We start from the raw sequence: 15,867 nt of genomic DNA, 5'->3' as shown, positions 1-15,867 counted from the left end.
TGGGTCAGGGCCAGACTGGGTGCCACCGACGTCCCCAGGAGGCCGCATGTCCCCGCTCCCGCCCTACCGGTTCGCAGGCGGCACGGCCGTGGTCACCGGCGCCGCCAGTGGCATGGGCGAGCACCTGGCATACGGGCTGGCCCGGCGCGGCAGCCACCTGGTGCTGGTCGACCGGGACGCCGAACGGCTGGCGGCGGTGGCCGCGAAGATCCGCGGCGTGCGGGTCGAGCAGGTGGTGGCCGACCTGGCCGACGTCGCCGGGCTGGACGACCTCGTGGCGCGCGTGCTGGCCGGCAACCCCCGGATCACCCTGTTGGTGAACAACGCCGGCGTGGCCCTGGGCGGCACGTTCGACCAGGTGCGGGCGGACGAGTTCGACTGGGTGGTGGACATCAACTTCCGGGCGCCGGTCGCGCTGACCCGGTTGCTGCTGCCGACGCTGCTGGCGTCGCCGGGCAGCCACGTGGTGAACGTGTCGAGCCTGTTCGGCCTGATCGCGCCGCCCGGCCAGACCGCCTACTCGGCCAGCAAGTTCGCGCTGCGCGGGTTCACCGAGGCGCTGCGGCACGAGCTGGCCGACCGGGGCGTCGGCGTGACCTGCGTGCACCCCGGCGGCATCCGGACCAGGATCGCGGAGACCGCCCGGGTCGCGTCGGGGGTGAGCGAAGCCGAGGCGGCGCAGGGCAAGGAGAGCTTCGCCAAGCTCCTCACCTACCCGGCGGACAAGGCGGCCGAGCGGATCCTCGCGGGCGTGGCCAAGCGCAAGGGCCGGGTGCTGATCGCGTGGACCGCCGTCGCGCCGGACGTCCTGGCCCGCCTGTTCCCCACCTCGTACCTGAAGGTGATGAACCGCCTCAGCCCGTCCACCACGCGCAACGCGTCCACCCGGCAGTAGCGCCGGAGCGTCACCCCGACACCCCCCGGTTGCGCCGATCAAGCGACAAGAATTTTCTCCGATCACGCAACGCCACTACCGGCGGGATTCCCGGCGAGGGCGACTGGATCAACCGGCCCAACGCGATGGGCCGGGTATCTGATCGACAAACCCTGGTACCTGTGTAGTAGAGGGCGACCACAGGGGGTGCGTTCGCCCGACCCGGTGATCCCGGGATTCGGAGACCTTGGGGGGTCAATGAAGCAGCACGGCACGAACAGCTTCTTCGTGGTGGGCGAAGGAGTTCTGGAGTTGGACCGCGACGGGGTGGCGACGACCCGTCAACCGCTGACGGTGGAGGAGCTGCGCCGGTTCCGCTTCTCCCGGCTGGGCCCGGAGGGGACCCCGTCGACCGAGGGGACCATGGTCGCGCTGGCCGCCGCGATGACGGCCGACGTGCCGCAGCTCGACTCGGCGGACCCGCCGATCCCGGCGGGTTTCACCTACCTCGGCCAGTTCGTCGACCACGACCTGACCATGGACCGCACCGATTCGCAGCTCGGCGAGGACGTCACCCTGGACGAGCTGGTGCAGGGCCGCTCGCCCGCGCTCGACCTCGACTCGGTGTACGGGCGCGGTCCCGGTGACCGCAACGACCGCGTCTTCTACGCCGCCGACGGCGTGAAGCTCAAGGTCGGCACGACGTCACCGGTGCCGTTCCCGGACGAGCGGGTGAACGTCGCGCTGGAGGGGTTCGACCTGCCGCGGTTCGGGGCGTCCGGCACGACGGGCGCCGACCGGCGCCGTCCCCTGATCCCGGACTCCCGCAACGACGAGAACCTGGTCGTCGCGCAGACGCACCTGGCGTTCATCCGGTTCCACAACCGGGTCGTGGACGAGCTGGCGCTGCGCGGCCTGACCGGGCGGCGGCTGTTCACCGCAGCCCGCGAGGAGGTGGTGCGCCACTACCAGTGGATGCTGCGCACCGACTTCCTGCCGCGGATCGCGGACCCGGCGATCGTGGACGACGTGTTCGCCAACGGGCGGAGGTTCTTCGAGGCGCCCGGCCGGGGCAGGTCGCCCCACGGCTTGCGGCCGACCATGCCGCTGGAGTTCTCGGTGGCCGCGTACCGGTTGGGGCACAGCATGATCCGGGGCGCGTACCAGTGGAACCGGGTGTTCAGCTCGGACGGGCCGGGCGGCGTCGCCACGCTGTTCCTGCTGTTCGTCTTCACCGGCACCGCGGGCAACTTCGACCCGGGCGCCCAGTTGCCGGACCTGGACGACCCGAACTCGGGCACGCTCGACACGCTGCCCACCAACTGGATCGCCGACTTCCGCCGGCTGTACGACTTCACCGAGGCCGACCGGCCGGACCTGGTGCCGCCGACCGCGGCCGGCGGCAACGTGACCAAGCGGGTGGACAGCCTGCTGGTGAACCCGCTGACCCAGCTGCCCGCGGGCACGTTCGGCGGGCGTGGCAGCGCGTTCCCGGAGATCCAGCGCAACCTCGCGTTCCGCAACCTGGCGCGGGCCGACATGGTCCGGTTGGCGAGCGGGCAGCAGATGGCGCGCGTGTTCGGGGTGGAGCCGCTGACCGACGAGCAGGTGCTGCTGGGCAACGGCGGCGCGAGCCTGGAGTCGCTGACCGAGGCGCAGCGGGCCGAGGTGACCGCCGCGACCCCGCTGTGGCTCTACGCGCTGCGGGAGGCGGAGTTCAACGGCGGCCGGCTCGGTCCGGTGGGCGGCCGGATCGTGGCCGAGGTGTTCCACCGCGCCATCGAGGGCAGCCGCACGTCGATCGTGCGCGAGCCGTCGTGGCGACCGGCCTTCGGACCGGACGAGCGGACGTTCCGGATGACGGACCTGCTGCTGTTCGCGTTCGAGGGCAAGGCGGACCTGCTGAACCCGCTGGGCGACTGACGTGCCGACCCGCTCGGAGGAGCGGACCGGCTCGTGGCGCCGGGTCGAGCGCTGGGCCGTCCCCGGCCTGCGGATCTCGATCGGCGTCGTGTTCGTCTGGTTCGGGCTGCTGAAGGTGACCGGCTCGTCGCCGGTCGCGGACCTCGTCGGCGCGGCCGTGCCGTGGGTCGACCAGGGGTTCCTGGTGCCCGCGCTGGGTTGGTTCGAGGTCGTGCTCGGGGTGGTGCTGCTGCTCGGCCGGCTGCCGCGGTTGGCGTTGGCCGTCGTGGCGGCACACCTGGCGGGGACGTTCCTGGTCTTCGTCCAGGCGCCCGCCCTCGTGATGACCGGGGGCAACCCCCTGCTGCTGACCACGAACGGCGAGTTCGTGCTGAAGAACGCGGTGCTCATCTGCGCCGCGCTGGTGCTGCTCGCCCGGGCCGGGGCGCGGCGGGCGGGTTAGCCGGTGCGGCACGGGCGCCCGGTCCTCCAGGGGACCGGGCGCCCGTCCTTGACAGGTCGGCGTCCGGGGCGGTTGACTGCGCTGGTTTGAAACGATTCAAGCCGTGGAGCCGCCCATGTCGCCCGTGACCGGGGTTTTCGGAGCCGTCGACATCGGCGCCTCGGGCGGGCGGGTGGTGGCCGGGGTGGTGACCGGCGAGCGGACCACCCTGCGCGTGGTGCACCGGTTCCCCAACGGCGTGGTCGAGCGCGACGGGCGCCTCCGCTGGGACTTCACCGCCCTGTACCGCGAGGTGCTGACGGGGCTGCGGGCGCTGGCCCGCGACTTCGGGGCCGTGACGTCCCTCGGCGTCGACACGTGGGCGGTGGACTACGGGCTGCTGGACGAGGACGGTCGGTTGCTCGCCGAGCCGGTGTCCTACCGGGACGGGCGCACGGCGGGCGCCGTCGACCGCGTGCACTCCCGGGTCTCCCCCGAGGCGCTGTACGCGGTGAACGGGTTGCAGCACCTGCCCTTCACGACGCTGTACCAGCTGGAGGCCGAGCGCTCGTCACCGCTGTGGGAGAGGGCGGCGCACGTCGTGCTGCTGCCGGACCTGCTGGCGTACTGGCTGACCGGCGAGCTGCGGACCGAGGTCACGAACGCCTCGACCACCGGCCTGCTGGACGTGCGGACGCGGACGTGGTCGCCGGACCTGGCCGCCGACGTGCCGTTCCCGCCGCTGCAGGAACCGGGCGAGGTGCGCGGCCCGCTGCGGCCGGAGGTGGCGGCGGCGACCGGCCTGCCGACCACGACGCCGGTCACGGCGGTCGGCTCGCACGACACCGCGTCCGCCGTGGTCGCCCTGCCCGCCGACGGCTCGCGCTTCGCCTACGTGTCCAGCGGGACGTGGTCGCTGGTCGGGGTGGAGCTGCCCGACCCGGTGCTGACCGCGCGGGCGCGGGAGCTGAACTTCACCAACGAGGGCGGCGTGGACGGCCGCACCAGGTTCCTGCGCAACGTCGGCGGCCTGTGGCTGCTCCAGGAGTCGCTGCGCGAGTGGCCCGGCCGGGACCTGGCCGACCTCCTGGCCGAGGCCGGGGCCCTGCCGCCGGGCGGCCCGACCGTGGACGTGGACGACCCGGGCTTCATCCCGCCCGGTGACATGCCCCGCCGGATCGCGGCCGCCGCCACCGGTCCCCTGCGCACGCCCGCCGAGACCGCCCGGTGCGTCCTCGACTCCCTGGCGGTCGCCTACGCCCGCACCGTCGACCAGGCCGTCGCCCTGACCGGCCGCGACGTCGACGTGATCCACGTCGTGGGCGGCGGCTCCCGCAACGACCTGCTGTGCCGCCTCACCGCCGCCCTCTCCGGCCGCCGCGTCACGGCGGGCCCGGCGGAGGCGACCGCCCTGGGCAACGTCCTGGTCCAGGCCCGTGCCCACGGCGCCGCACCACCCACCCTGGAAGCCATCCGCTCCCGCCTGGCCACCACCGAACCCCTCCGCCACCACCTCCCCTGACCCGCGTGTCCCACGTTCCCGACCACCGTGTCCCACGTTCAAGACCACCGTGTCCCACGTTCCCGACCCCCGAGTTCAACGCTCGGGGCCGCCGACGCGGCCGGCGTGCCGGGCCCACTCGCGGTGGAAGCCCTCGACGTGGCGGGTGACCCTGGTGGCGGCCAGGTCGCCGTCGCCCGACCGCACGGCGCGCAGGATCGAGCGGTGCTCGCGGCGCAGGCGGACGGCGGTCCGGGACCAGTCGGGCAACTCCTGCACGGCGTCCAGCACGGTGCGGTGGATCGCGTCGCGCAGCGCGGCCATGATGGCGGTGTTGACGGCGTTGCCCGCGGCGGCGGTGAGGGCGACGTGGAAGTCGGCGTCGAGCTGGTGGAACGCGTCCGCGTCCAGGTCCGGCGCGTCCATCCTGGTCAGCAGGTCGGCGGCGCGGGCCAGGTCCGGGTGGTCGGGGGTGGCGGCGGCGGCGCGCACCGAGTGGCTCTCGACCATCACCCTGGTCCCGACCAGGTCGGCCATCGGCAGCCGCCGGGTGGCCAGGTGCAGCCGCAGGGCCGCGCCGAGGCCGCCCGCCGGGTCCGCGATGACGGTGGTGCCCGCGTCCGGTCCCGAGCCGACGCCGCTGCGCACCACGCCCATCGCCTGCAGCACCCGGATCGCCTCGCGCACCGTGGCCCGGCTGACGCCCAGGTCCTCGGCCAGCCTCCGCTCGGCGGGCAGCTGCTCCCCCACCCCGAGCCTGCCCGCGGCCAGCTCCGACTCGACGTGCCGCAGCACCGCGCCGTACCCGGACAACACCAACACCTCCCGAAGCTGTGGTCAGACCACAGCCTGGTGTGGTCCGACCACAGAGCCTAGACTTCCCGCCGTGAGAGTCGCGCTGTTCGTCACGTGCCTGGTCGACGGGTTGTTCCCGGACGTCGGCAAGGCGACCGTCCGGCTGCTGGAACGGCTCGGCCACGAGGTGGTCGTGCCGCCCGGGCAGACGTGCTGCGGCCAGATGCACATCAACACCGGCTACCCCGGCCAGGCGCTGCCGGTGATCCGCAACCACGTCGCGGCGTTCGACCGCGCGGACGTGGTCGTCGCGCCCTCCGGCTCGTGCGCGGGCTCGGTGCGCCACCAGCACGCCGACGTCGCCCGCGCGCACGGCGACCGCGCGCTGGCCGAGGCCGCCGAGGACACCGCCAAGCGCACCTACGAGCTGTCGGAGTTCCTGGTGGACGTGCTGGGGCTGACCGACGTCGGCGCGTACTTCCCGCACCGGGTCACCTACCACCCGACGTGCCACTCGTTGCGCGTGTTGGAGGTCGGGGACCGGCCGCTGCGGCTGCTTCGCGCGGTGGGGGGCATCGACCTGGTCGAGCTGCCGTCCGCCGAGACGTGCTGCGGGTTCGGCGGCACGTTCGCGCTGAAGAACTCCGACACGTCCACCGCCATGCTCGCCGACAAGATGAGCGCCGTGCTGAGCACGAAGGCGGGCGTGCTCACGGCGGGCGACTCGTCGTGCCTGATGCACATCGGCGGCGGCCTGAGCAGGCTGCGCAGCGGCGTCCGCCCGCTGCACCTGGCGCAGGTGCTGGAGAACGCGCGATGACGTTCCTCGGCATGCCCGCCGGCGGCGGGAACCTGACCGGCGCGCCCTTCCCGGAGGCCGCGCGCGAGGCGCTGGGCAACTCCCAGCTGCGGCGCAACCTGGCCAAGGCCACCGGCACGATCCGGGCCAAGCGGGCGAACGTGGTCGGCGAGCTGCCGGACTGGGAGGCGTTGCGCGCGGCCGGCGCGGCGATCAAGGATGACGTGCTGGCGAACCTGGACGAGCACCTGGTCCGGTTCGAGGAGGCGTTGACGAGCCGGGGCACGCACGTGCACTGGGCGCGGGACGCCGACGAGGCCAACCGGATCGTCGCCGACCTGGTACGGGCGACCGGCGCCCGCGAGGTCATCAAGGTCAAGTCGATGGCGACGGTCGAGATCGGGCTGAACGAGGCGCTGGCCGAGATCGGCGTGCACGCCGTGGAGACCGACCTGGCCGAGCTGATCGTCCAGCTCGGCGACGACCGGTCGAGCCACATCCTGGTGCCCGCGATCCACCGCAACCGCACGGAGATCCGGGACGTGTTCCGGCGCGCGATGCCGGGCGTCGACCCCGCGTTGACCGACGACCCGCGCGCGCTCGCCGAGGCGGCCCGCAGGCACCTGCGGCAGAAGTTCATGACGGTGGACGTGGCGATCTCGGGCGCGAACTTCGGCGTGGCCGAGACCGGGTCGCTGGTGGTGGTGGAGTCCGAGGGCAACGGCCGGATGTGCCTGACCCTGCCGCGCACCCTGATCAGCGTCGTCGGCATCGAGAAGCTGGTGCCGCGCTGGCAGGACCTGGAGGTGTTCCTGCAGCTGCTGCCCCGGTCGTCCACGGGTGAGCGGATGAACCCGTACACGTCGGTGTGGACCGGGCCGACCGAGGGGCAGACCAGCCACGTCGTGCTGGTGGACAACGGCCGCACGGCCACGCTCGCCGACCCGCGGGGCCGGGCCGCGCTGCGCTGCATCCGCTGCTCGGCGTGCCTGAACTCGTGCCCGGTGTACGAGCGCACCGGCGGTCACGCCTACGGGTCCACCTACCCGGGCCCGATCGGCGCCGTGCTGTCGCCGCAGCTGACGGGCGTGGAGCGGAACCCGACGCTGCCGTTCGCGTCGTCGCTGTGCGGTGTCTGCTACGACGTGTGCCCGGTGGCCATCGACATCCCGTCGATGCTGGTGCACCTGCGGGACCGGGTGGTCGCGGCGAAGCGGACCACGCCGGAGTCGACCGCGATGCGGGCGCTGGCGTGGGCGATGTCGGACGCGCGGCGGTGGCGGCGGCTGGTGCGGCTGGGGAAGTTCGGCCGGGTGGCGAGCCGCCACGTGCCGCTGCCCGGCTGGTCGGCGGCGCGCGACCTGCCCACGCCGCCGCAGCAGACGTTCCGCGACTGGTGGGAGTCCCGGTGAGCGCTCGTGACGAGGTCCTGGCGAGGGTGCGGCGGGCGAGGGGCGCGGGCGGGGCGGTGGCGGTGCCGCGCGAGTACCGCGCGGCGGGCACGCGCGGGCCGGGCGACCTGGCGCTGTTCGCCGAACGCCTGCGCGACTACCGGGCCCGGGTCCGGGTCGTCGCGGCCGGCGAGGTGGCTGAAGCGATCGCGGCGGCGCTGCGGGACCGGGACGCGCGGCTGGTCGTGCCGGCTCCGGGCGCACCGCCCGCCTGGACGGCCGGGTGGCCGCGACCGGACGCCCCCGTCGACCGCCCGACCCTCGAACGCGCCGACGCCGTCGTCACCGCCTGCCACGTGGCCGTCGCCGAGACCGGCACGATCGTGCTCGACCACGACGCCGCCGACCAGGGGCCCCGGGCCCTCACCCTGATCCCGGACTACCACCTGGTCGTCGTCCGGGCCGACCAGGTCGTGGCCGGCGTGCCGGACGCGGTGGCGGCGCTGGCCGGGGTGCGCACCCAGACCTGGATCAGCGGGCCGTCCGCCACCAGCGACATCGAGCTGGAGCGCGTCGAGGGCGTGCACGGGCCCCGCACCCTGGAGGTCGTCGTCGCCACCTGAACCGTCCCAACGGGTGGACGGGTGCGCCCAGATCCGCGTTCTTCGCTACGATCGGCCTCCCGACCGAGAGGCGCTGCAACGGGCGACGAGCCCGCCACGCTCGGCCGGGGCTCGCAGAGATCCGCAAGGGCGCCTCCCACCACGGGAGGCCCGCGCGTGTCGGAAAACGCCCTGCGAGAGCTGCTGGACCAGCGGGTCGCGGTGCTGGACGGCGCCTGGGGCACGATGCTCCAAGCCGCCGGGCTCGCCCCCTCCGACTACCGCGGCGACCTGCTCGGCGACCACTCGCACGACGTCACCGGCGACCCGGACCTGCTCAACCTCACCCGCCCGGACCTCGTGCTCGACGTGCACCGGCGCTACCTGGCCGCGGGCGCGGACATCACCACCACGAACACGTTCACCGCGACCGGCATCGCGCAGGCCGACTACGGGCTGCAGGGGCTGGTCCGCGAGATGAACCTGCGCGGCGCGCAGCTCGCCCGCCAGGCCGCCGACGAGGCGGGCGCCGGGCGGTTCGTGGCGGGTTCGGTCGGCCCGCTCAACGTCACCCTCTCGCTGTCGCCGCGGGTCGAGGACCCGGCGTACCGGACCGTGTCGTTCGACCAGGTGCAGGCCACCTACGCGGAGCAGATCAGCGCGCTCGCCGAGGGCGGGGTCGACCTGCTGCTCATCGAGACGATCTTCGACACGCTGAACGCCAAGGCCGCCGTCGCCGCGGCCCGCGAGGTCGCGCCGCACCTGCCGCTGTGGATCTCGGTCACCATCGTGGACCTGAGCGGGCGGACGCTGTCCGGGCAGACGGTCGAGGCGTTCTGGAACTCCGTCGCGCACGCCGACCCGCTGGTGGTGGGCGTGAACTGCTCGCTGGGCGCGACCGAGATGCGGCCGCACGTGGCCGACCTGTCCCGGATCGCGGGCACCTACACGGCCAGCCACCCGAACGCCGGGCTGCCGAACGCGTTCGGCGGCTACGACCAGACCCCGGACGAGACCGCCGAGCTGTTGCGCGGGTTCGCCGAGGAGGGCGTGGTGAACGTCGTCGGCGGGTGCTGCGGCACGACGCCGGACCACATCGCCCGGATCGCGGCGGCGGTCAAGGGCATGGCGCCGCGCCCGGTGGCGCGGCGGCCGGAGCGGACCCGGTTCAGCGGCCTGGAGCCGTTCGAGATCGGCGCGGACACCGGGTTCGTGATGATCGGCGAGCGCACCAACGTGACCGGCTCGGCGAAGTTCCGCCGGCTGATCGAGGGCGACGACCACCAGGCGGCCGTGGACGTCGCGCTGGAGCAGGTGCGCGGCGGCGCGAACCTGCTGGACGTCAACATGGACGCCGACCTGCTCGACAGCGAGCGGGCGATGACCACGTTCCTCAACCTGATCGCCACCGAGCCGGAGATCGCCCGGGTCCCGATCATGGTCGACAGCTCGCGGTGGAGCGTGCTGGAGGCCGGGCTCAAGTGCGTGCAGGGCAAGGGCGTGGTCAACTCGATCAGCCTCAAGGAGGGCGAGGAGCAGTTCCTGGCCCAGGCCCGCCGCATCCGCGACTTCGGCGCGGGCGTGGTGGTGATGGCGTTCGACGAGCTGGGCCAGGCCGACACCGCCGAGCGCAAGGTCGAGATCTGCGGTCGCGCGTACGACCTGCTGACGCGGAAGGCCGACTTCCCGGCCGAGGACATCATCTTCGACCCGAACGTGCTGGCCGTCGCGACCGGCATCGCCGAGCACAACGGGTACGCCAAGGCGTTCCTGGAGGCGATCCCGCGGATCAAGCAGCGCTGTCCGGGCGTGCGGATCAGCGGCGGCATCTCGAACCTGTCGTTCTCGTTCCGCGGCAACGACACCGTGCGCGAGGCGATGCACTCGGCGTTCCTGTACCACGGCGTGCGGGCGGGCCTGGACATGGGCATCGTGAACGCCGGCCAGCTCGCGGTCTACGAGGACATCCCGGCCGAGCTGCTGGAGCTGGTCGAGGACGTGCTGTTCGACCGCCGCCCGGACGCGACCGACCGGCTGGTGTCGTTCGCCGAGACGGTGTCCGGTTCGGGCACCAAGCGGGCGGTCGACCTGTCCTGGCGCGAGGCGCCGGTGGCCAAGCGGCTGGAGCACGCGCTGGTGCACGGCATCGTGGACTTCATCGTCGAGGACACCGAGGAGGCCCGGCTGGCGGCCGCGCGGCCCCTCGACGTCATCGAGGGCCCGCTGATGGACGGCATGAAGGTGGTCGGCGACCTGTTCGGCTCGGGCAAGATGTTCCTGCCGCAGGTGGTCAAGAGCGCGCGGGTGATGAAGCGCGCGGTGGCGCACCTGGAGCCGTTCATGGACGCGGAGAAGGAGGCGTCCGGCTCGACCCGCGGCAACGGCAAGGTCGTGCTGGCCACGGTGAAGGGCGACGTGCACGACATCGGCAAGAACATCGTCGGCGTGGTGCTGGGCTGCAACAACTACGACGTGGTCGACCTGGGCGTGATGGTGCCCGCGGCGAAGATCCTGGACACCGCGATCGCCGAGGGCGCGGACGCGATCGGCCTGTCCGGGCTGATCACGCCGTCGCTGGACGAGATGGTGTCGGTGGCGGCGGAGATGCAGCGGCGCGGGATGGCGCTGCCGCTGCTGATCGGCGGTGCGACGACGTCGCGCCAGCACACGGCGGTGCGCATCGCGCCGGTGTACGACCGGACGACCGTGCACGTGCTGGACGCGTCGCGGGTGGCGGGCGTGGTGTCGGCGCTGCTGGACGACGAGCGCGCCGAGGAGCTGGCCGCGGCGAACCGGGTCGAGCAGCAGCGGTTGCGCGAGGAGCACGAGAACCGGCAGAGCACGCCGCTGCTGACCGTGGAGCAGGCGCGGGCGAACGCCGAGGCGGTGTCGTTCGAGGAGCTGCCGACGCCCGCGTTCACCGGGCTGCGGGTGGTGGCGCCGTCGCTGGCCGAGCTGCGCGAGATGATCGACTGGACGTTCTTCTTCCTGGCGTGGGAGTTGAAGGGCAAGTTCCCGAAGGTCCTGGAGACGAACCCGGCGGCGCAGGAGCTGTTCGACGACGCGAACGCCATGCTGGACGGGATCGTCGCGGACGGCTCGCTGCGGGCGGAGGGCGCGTACGGCTTCTGGCCCGCGCACTCCGAGGGCGACGACATCGTGGTGGGCGGCAGGCGGTTGCCGATGCTGCGCCAGCAGACGCGGAAGCCGCCGAGCCGGCCGAACCGCTGCCTGGCGGACTACGTCGCGCCGGCCGGCGACCACCTGGGCGGGTTCGCGGTGGCGATCCACGGCGCCGAGGAGCTGGCCGCCCGGTACGAGCGGGAGCAGGACGACTACAAGTCGATCATGGTGAAGGCGCTGGCGGACCGGCTGGCCGAGGCGTTCGCCGAGCACGTCCACCTGCGGGCGCGGCGGGACTGGTTCGAGCCGGACGCGGAGCCCGCGCTGGCGGACCTGCACGCCGAGCGGTTCCGGGGCATCCGGCCCGCGTTCGGCTACCCGGCGAGCCCGGACCACAGCGAGAAGCGGGACCTGTTCGAGCTGCTGGAGGCCGAGCGGGTGGGCCTGGCGCTGACGGACTCGTTCGCGATGACGCCGGCGAGCAGCGTCAGCGGCGTGATCTTCGCGCACCCGGAGTCGCGCTACTTCACGGTGGGCCGGATCGGTCGCGACCAGGTCGAGGACTACGCCCGCCGGCGCGGGATGCCGGTGGACGAGGTCGAGCGCTGGCTGCGGCCGAACCTGGCCTACGAGCCGGGGGCCTGACCGGTTCGGGGGGTTGTCCCGGCGGTTTCCACAGGTCACCGCCGGGTTCACACCAACGAGCGACTGCCGCGCCCGAACCGCGCCGGCTATCGTCGCCTTCGGGACCGTAAAGGAATCCTGAAGGGGGAAAAACAATGAAGAAATGGTGGGCCGCGCTTTTCAGCGCGGTGATCGCTTCCGTCCTGATGTCATTCGTGCCCGCGGTCGCGTCGGGGGCGCCGACCGCCGCGTCCCCGTCGGACGTGCCGGGCTGCTGGGTCACGACGAAGGATGGCGTGAAAGCCGTGAACGTGCGGCTGCACCCGCGGGAGGACTCCACCCGCCTGGGCATCCTCTACGCCGATGAACAGGCCACGGCGGCGTGCGACACCACCGAGGGTAGCGAGTACACCGCCTGCGGGGGCACGAACAACCAGTGGATCGGGGTGACCTGGAACGGGCGGCAGGGGTTCGTCGCCGCCCGCTGCGTGAATTGGTGGTCGCAGTGACCGCTCGACCTCACGTGGTTCCGGTGGGGTCGGCCTGATCGGAGCGCCCCGCCGCCGGACAACGGCGACGGGGCGCTCCACCCGGGTCAGACGGTGACCGGTTCGCGCTCCTGCGACGGTCGCTGCTCCCGCTTCGCCGCACGCCGCTCCTTGCGGCCCTCGACCATCGAGTACAGCGTCGGCACCAGCACCAGGGTGAGCAGCGTCGAGCTGATCAGACCGCCGATCACCACGATGGCCAGCGGCTTGCCGATGAACGCGCCCTCGCCGGTGATGCCCAGCGCCATCGGCAGCAGCGCGAAGATCGTGGCGGCGGCGGTCATCAGGATCGGGCGCAGCCGCCGCCGGCCGCCCTCGACCACCGCCTCCCGCACCGGCATGCCGTCCCGCCGGTACTGGTTGACCAGGTCGATCAGCACGATCGCGTTGGTCACCACGATCCCGACGAGCATCAGCATGCCGATCAGCGCGGGCAGGCCGAGCGGGGTGCCGGTGAGCAGCAGCAGGCCGATGGCGCCGGTGGCCGCGAACGGGATGGACACCAGCAGGATCAGCGGCTGCACCAGGCTGCGGAACGTGGCCACCATGATCAGGAACACGATCGCGATGGCGGCCAGCATGGCCAGGCCCAGGTCGGCGAACGTCTCGGCCTGGTCGGCGCTGACGCCACCGATGCTGTGCGACGCGCCGGACGGCAGGTCCAGCGCGTCCAGCCGGGACGTCAGCTCGGTCGTCAGCGCGCCCAGGTCCGAGCCGGTGGCCTTGGCCGACACGGTGGCGCTGCGCGCGCCGTCGGTGCGCCGCACCTGCACCGGGCCGTCCACCACGGCCACCTCGGCGACCTGGCCGAGCGTGACGCCGCCCGGCAGCGGCAGCGCGCGCAGGGCGGCCACGTCGCCGGGCGCGGTCCCGGTGCGCAGCAGGACCTGCTGCGACCGGCCGTCCAGGGGCAGCTGCGCCACCGGCACACCGCGCAGCGCCTGCGCCGCGAACTGGCCGATGGCCTGGCCGGTGAGCCCGCGGGCCGCCGCCGCGGCCTGGTCGACGGTGACCTGCACGCGGGGCGCGCTCACCGAGAGGTCGTCGGTGACCTCGCCGACGCCGGGCGTGCCGGTGACGGCCTGCCGCACGCGGTCGGCCGCGTCCCGCAGGGTGGCCTCGTCGGGCGCGGTGACCAGCACGTCGATGGTGTCCGAGCCGAAGCCGGACGCCGCCGCGCCGAACGCGACCTCGCCCGCGCCGGGCGTGCTCGCCAGCCGCTCGGTCAACCGCTCCCGCAACGCCTCCAGGTCGGTGCCCTCGCGGACGGTGGCGCGGACGCTGGTGTCGCCGTCACCGCCGAAGCCGAACGCGGCCAGGCTGTTGTCGGTGCCGACGGTGACCTGGTAGGTCTCCACCTCGTCGGTCTCGGCCAGCACGCCTTCGAGCTTGCGCGCGGCGTCGTCACGGGCGGCCAGGCTGGTGCCGGGCGGCATCTTCTGGTTGCCCTGCAGCGCGGTGCCGCCCGCGTTGTCGATGAAGTTGGTCTCCAGCGAGCCGGCCAGGCCGAGCGTGCCGCCGAAGATCAGCGCGGCGATCAGCAGCGTCACCCAGCGGCGCGTGGTGGCGAACCGCAGCACGGGCACGTAAGCGCGCTGCAGCGGGCTGCGCTTCTCCTTCTCCAACGCGGCTTCCCGCGCCTTCGCCGCCTCCTCCGGGTCGGTCGGCACGGCCGGGCGCTTGAGGAACCAGAACGCCAGCACCGGCACGATCGTCAGCGACACCAGCAGCGACGCCAGCAGCGCGACGGTGACCGTGATGGAGAACGGCCCGAACAGCTCGCCCGCGATGCCGCCGACGAACGCGATCGGCAGGAACACCGCGACCGTGGTCAGCGTGGACGCGGTCACCGCGCCCGCCACCTCGCGGGTGCCGTCGAGCACCGCGCGCTGCTTCTCCTCGCCGTAGCCGAGGTGCCGCTTGATGTTCTCCAGCACCACGATCGAGTCGTCCACCACCCGGCCGACCGCGATGGTGAGCGCGCCGAGGGTGAGCAGGTTCAGCGACAGGTCGCCGGTGTAGAGCGCGATCAGCGCGACGACCACGGACAGCGGGATCGACACCGCCGTGACCAGGGTGGACCGCACCGACAGCAGGAACAGCAGGATCACCACCACCGCGAACAGCAGGCCGAGCAGGCCCTCGGTGGTCAGGCCGCTGATCGCCTTCTCCACCTGCGGGCCCTGGTCGAACGCGACGGTGAGCGTGGAGCCGGCCGCCTCGCCCCACTCGCCCAGCTTCTCGCGGACCTGGCGGGAGATCTCCACCGCGTTGCCGTCGGAGGTCATGGTGACGCTGATCCCCAGCGTCGGCTCGCCGTTGGTGCGGGTGAGCACGCTCGCCGCTTCCGGCGCGGACTCGACCTGCGCCACGTCGCCGAGCCTGACCGGCCCGCCGGGCGAGGTCAGCGGCAGGTTCCGCAGGTCGTCCACGGCGGCGACCGGCCCGCCGACCTGCACGGTCAGCGTCTTGTCCGCGTCCGGCACGGTGCCGGCGGGCACGACCGCGCCGGCCGTGGTCAGCGCGGAGGTCAGCGCCTGCGGGTCGACCCTGGCCGCGCCGAGGCGGGCGTAGTCGACGGTGACGGTGACCTGGAGGTCGCGCTCGCCGCTGACCGACGCCTCGCGCACGCCGGGGATGGCCTCCAGGCCGGGCACGACCTCGGCGCGCAGCCGGGCCGCGGCGGCGATGTCGTCGCCGCCGGAGGTCGCGGCGAGCGCGATGACCGGGATGTCGTCGGTGCTGCCCTGCGCGACGGTCGGCTCGACGCCCTGCGGCAGGCGCGGCTGGAGCCGGTTCACCGCCTGCTGCAGCTGGGCCACGGCGGCGTCGACGTCGGTGCCGTAGGTGAACATCACCTGGACCGTGGCCGAGCTCTCGGCGGATCGGGTGAGCACCTGCTCGACGCCGTCCACCCCGCGCGCGACCGACTGGATCGGCTCGGCGACCTGGCTGTCCACCAGGTCCGGCGACGCGCCGGGGAACGGCGCGATGACCACCGCGGCGGGCAGCTCGATGGACGGGAACAGCTGCTGCTTGATCGAGGGCAGCGTGAAGACGCCGAAACCGATCACGAGCAGGCTCAGCAGCCCGACGAGACTTCGGTTGGCCAGGCTCAGCCGAGCCAGCACGGACATCGTGGGAATCTCCTTGGTGGGCGGACCGGCCCGCGCGTCGCCGTCGGCGTGGCCGACGGTCGGGCGACCGCGCGGGGGCGCCGCGGGCGGATGTGCGAACGCTGGCACACCCAAGCTGAGAACGGGCTC

The 15,867-nt window shown here is 73.3% G+C and carries 11 protein-coding genes; 9 read left to right on the top strand and 2 right to left on the bottom strand.

The genetic code is table 11. From position 1 onward, the window contains the following. Window positions 1-46 precede the first annotated feature (46 nt). The 4 genes from AB0F89_RS19970 (at window position 47) to AB0F89_RS19955 (ending at window position 4,740) form a co-directional block, all read left to right on the top strand. The gene (locus AB0F89_RS19970; protein ID WP_367138336.1) at window positions 47-895 is read left to right on the top strand and encodes an SDR family NAD(P)-dependent oxidoreductase; all 849 of its coding nucleotides are present in this window, start codon (window positions 47-49) and stop codon (window positions 893-895) included. Between the two features lie 237 nt (window positions 896-1,132). Beyond that, complete coding sequence (locus AB0F89_RS19965) at window positions 1,133-2,797, top strand: heme peroxidase family protein (RefSeq protein ID WP_367138334.1); 1,665 nt, start codon at window positions 1,133-1,135, stop codon at window positions 2,795-2,797. 1 nt (window position 2,798) lies between these two features. Then, on the top strand, window positions 2,799-3,239 hold the full coding sequence (locus AB0F89_RS19960) for a DoxX family membrane protein (protein ID WP_367138332.1): 441 nt from the start codon (window positions 2,799-2,801) through the stop codon (window positions 3,237-3,239). A 115-nt stretch (window positions 3,240-3,354) separates the two neighbouring features. Beyond that, window positions 3,355-4,740 (top strand): rhamnulokinase family protein, encoded by a 1,386-nt coding sequence (locus AB0F89_RS19955; protein WP_367138330.1) that lies wholly within the window; start codon window positions 3,355-3,357, stop codon window positions 4,738-4,740. Window positions 4,741-4,815: 75 nt separating this feature from the next. On the opposite strand, the gene AB0F89_RS19950 is transcribed toward AB0F89_RS19955, so the two are convergent. Beyond that, window positions 4,816-5,541, bottom strand: a complete 726-nt coding sequence (locus AB0F89_RS19950; RefSeq protein ID WP_367138328.1) for a FadR/GntR family transcriptional regulator — start codon at window positions 5,539-5,541, stop codon at window positions 4,816-4,818. A gap of 64 nt (window positions 5,542-5,605) precedes the next feature. Here AB0F89_RS19950 and AB0F89_RS19945 point away from each other — a divergent pair, with 64 nt between their 5' ends. From AB0F89_RS19945 to AB0F89_RS19925, 5 genes are all read left to right on the top strand, one after another. Further along, a complete protein-coding gene (locus tag AB0F89_RS19945; protein WP_367138326.1) occupies window positions 5,606-6,334 on the top strand; it encodes a (Fe-S)-binding protein in 729 nt (242 codons plus the stop codon). Further along, window positions 6,331-7,725 carry a LutB/LldF family L-lactate oxidation iron-sulfur protein gene (locus tag AB0F89_RS19940; protein ID WP_367138324.1) on the top strand — a complete coding sequence of 465 codons (1,395 nt, stop codon included), beginning with the start codon at window positions 6,331-6,333 and terminating at the stop codon, window positions 7,723-7,725. The genes AB0F89_RS19945 and AB0F89_RS19940 overlap by 4 nt, the downstream gene beginning before the upstream one ends. After that, a complete protein-coding gene (locus AB0F89_RS19935; protein WP_367138322.1) occupies window positions 7,722-8,327 on the top strand; it encodes a lactate utilization protein C in 606 nt (201 codons plus the stop codon). The genes AB0F89_RS19940 and AB0F89_RS19935 overlap by 4 nt, the downstream gene beginning before the upstream one ends. Before the next feature lie 156 nt (window positions 8,328-8,483). Beyond that, window positions 8,484-12,074, top strand: coding sequence for a methionine synthase (metH, locus tag AB0F89_RS19930; protein WP_367138320.1), 3,591 nt, complete (start codon window positions 8,484-8,486; stop codon window positions 12,072-12,074). A gap of 275 nt (window positions 12,075-12,349) precedes the next feature. Further along, window positions 12,350-12,562: a hypothetical protein gene (locus AB0F89_RS19925; RefSeq protein WP_367138318.1), complete on the top strand. Its 213-nt coding sequence runs from the start codon at window positions 12,350-12,352 to the stop codon at window positions 12,560-12,562. A gap of 86 nt (window positions 12,563-12,648) precedes the next feature. Here AB0F89_RS19925 and AB0F89_RS19920 read toward each other — a convergent pair whose 3' ends face one another. After that, on the bottom strand, window positions 12,649-15,738 hold the full coding sequence (locus AB0F89_RS19920; RefSeq protein ID WP_367138316.1) for an efflux RND transporter permease subunit: 3,090 nt from the start codon (window positions 15,736-15,738) through the stop codon (window positions 12,649-12,651). Between the last annotated feature and the right edge of the window lie 129 nt (window positions 15,739-15,867).

This window comes from Saccharothrix sp. HUAS TT1, assembly GCF_040744945.1.
Lineage (GTDB): Bacteria > Actinomycetota > Actinomycetes > Mycobacteriales > Pseudonocardiaceae > Actinosynnema.
The sequence above is the reverse complement of the archived record's forward strand: the minus strand, read 5'-3'. Positions and strand labels throughout refer to the sequence as shown.

What these genes read in the sequence shown, in the direction of transcription:
- AB0F89_RS19970 (WP_367138336.1), top strand. Translation starts at nt 47, where the DNA reads ATGTCCCCGCTCCCGCCCTACCGGTTCGCAGGCGGCACGGCCGTGGTC.
- AB0F89_RS19965 (WP_367138334.1), top strand. Translation starts at nt 1,133, where the DNA reads ATGAAGCAGCACGGCACGAACAGCTTCTTCGTGGTGGGCGAAGGAGTT.
- AB0F89_RS19955 (WP_367138330.1), top strand. Translation starts at nt 3,355, where the DNA reads ATGTCGCCCGTGACCGGGGTTTTCGGAGCCGTCGACATCGGCGCCTCG.
- AB0F89_RS19940 (WP_367138324.1), top strand. Translation starts at nt 6,331, where the DNA reads ATGACGTTCCTCGGCATGCCCGCCGGCGGCGGGAACCTGACCGGCGCG.
- AB0F89_RS19920 (WP_367138316.1), bottom strand. Translation starts at nt 15,738, where the DNA reads ATGTCCGTGCTGGCTCGGCTGAGCCTGGCCAACCGAAGTCTCGTCGGG.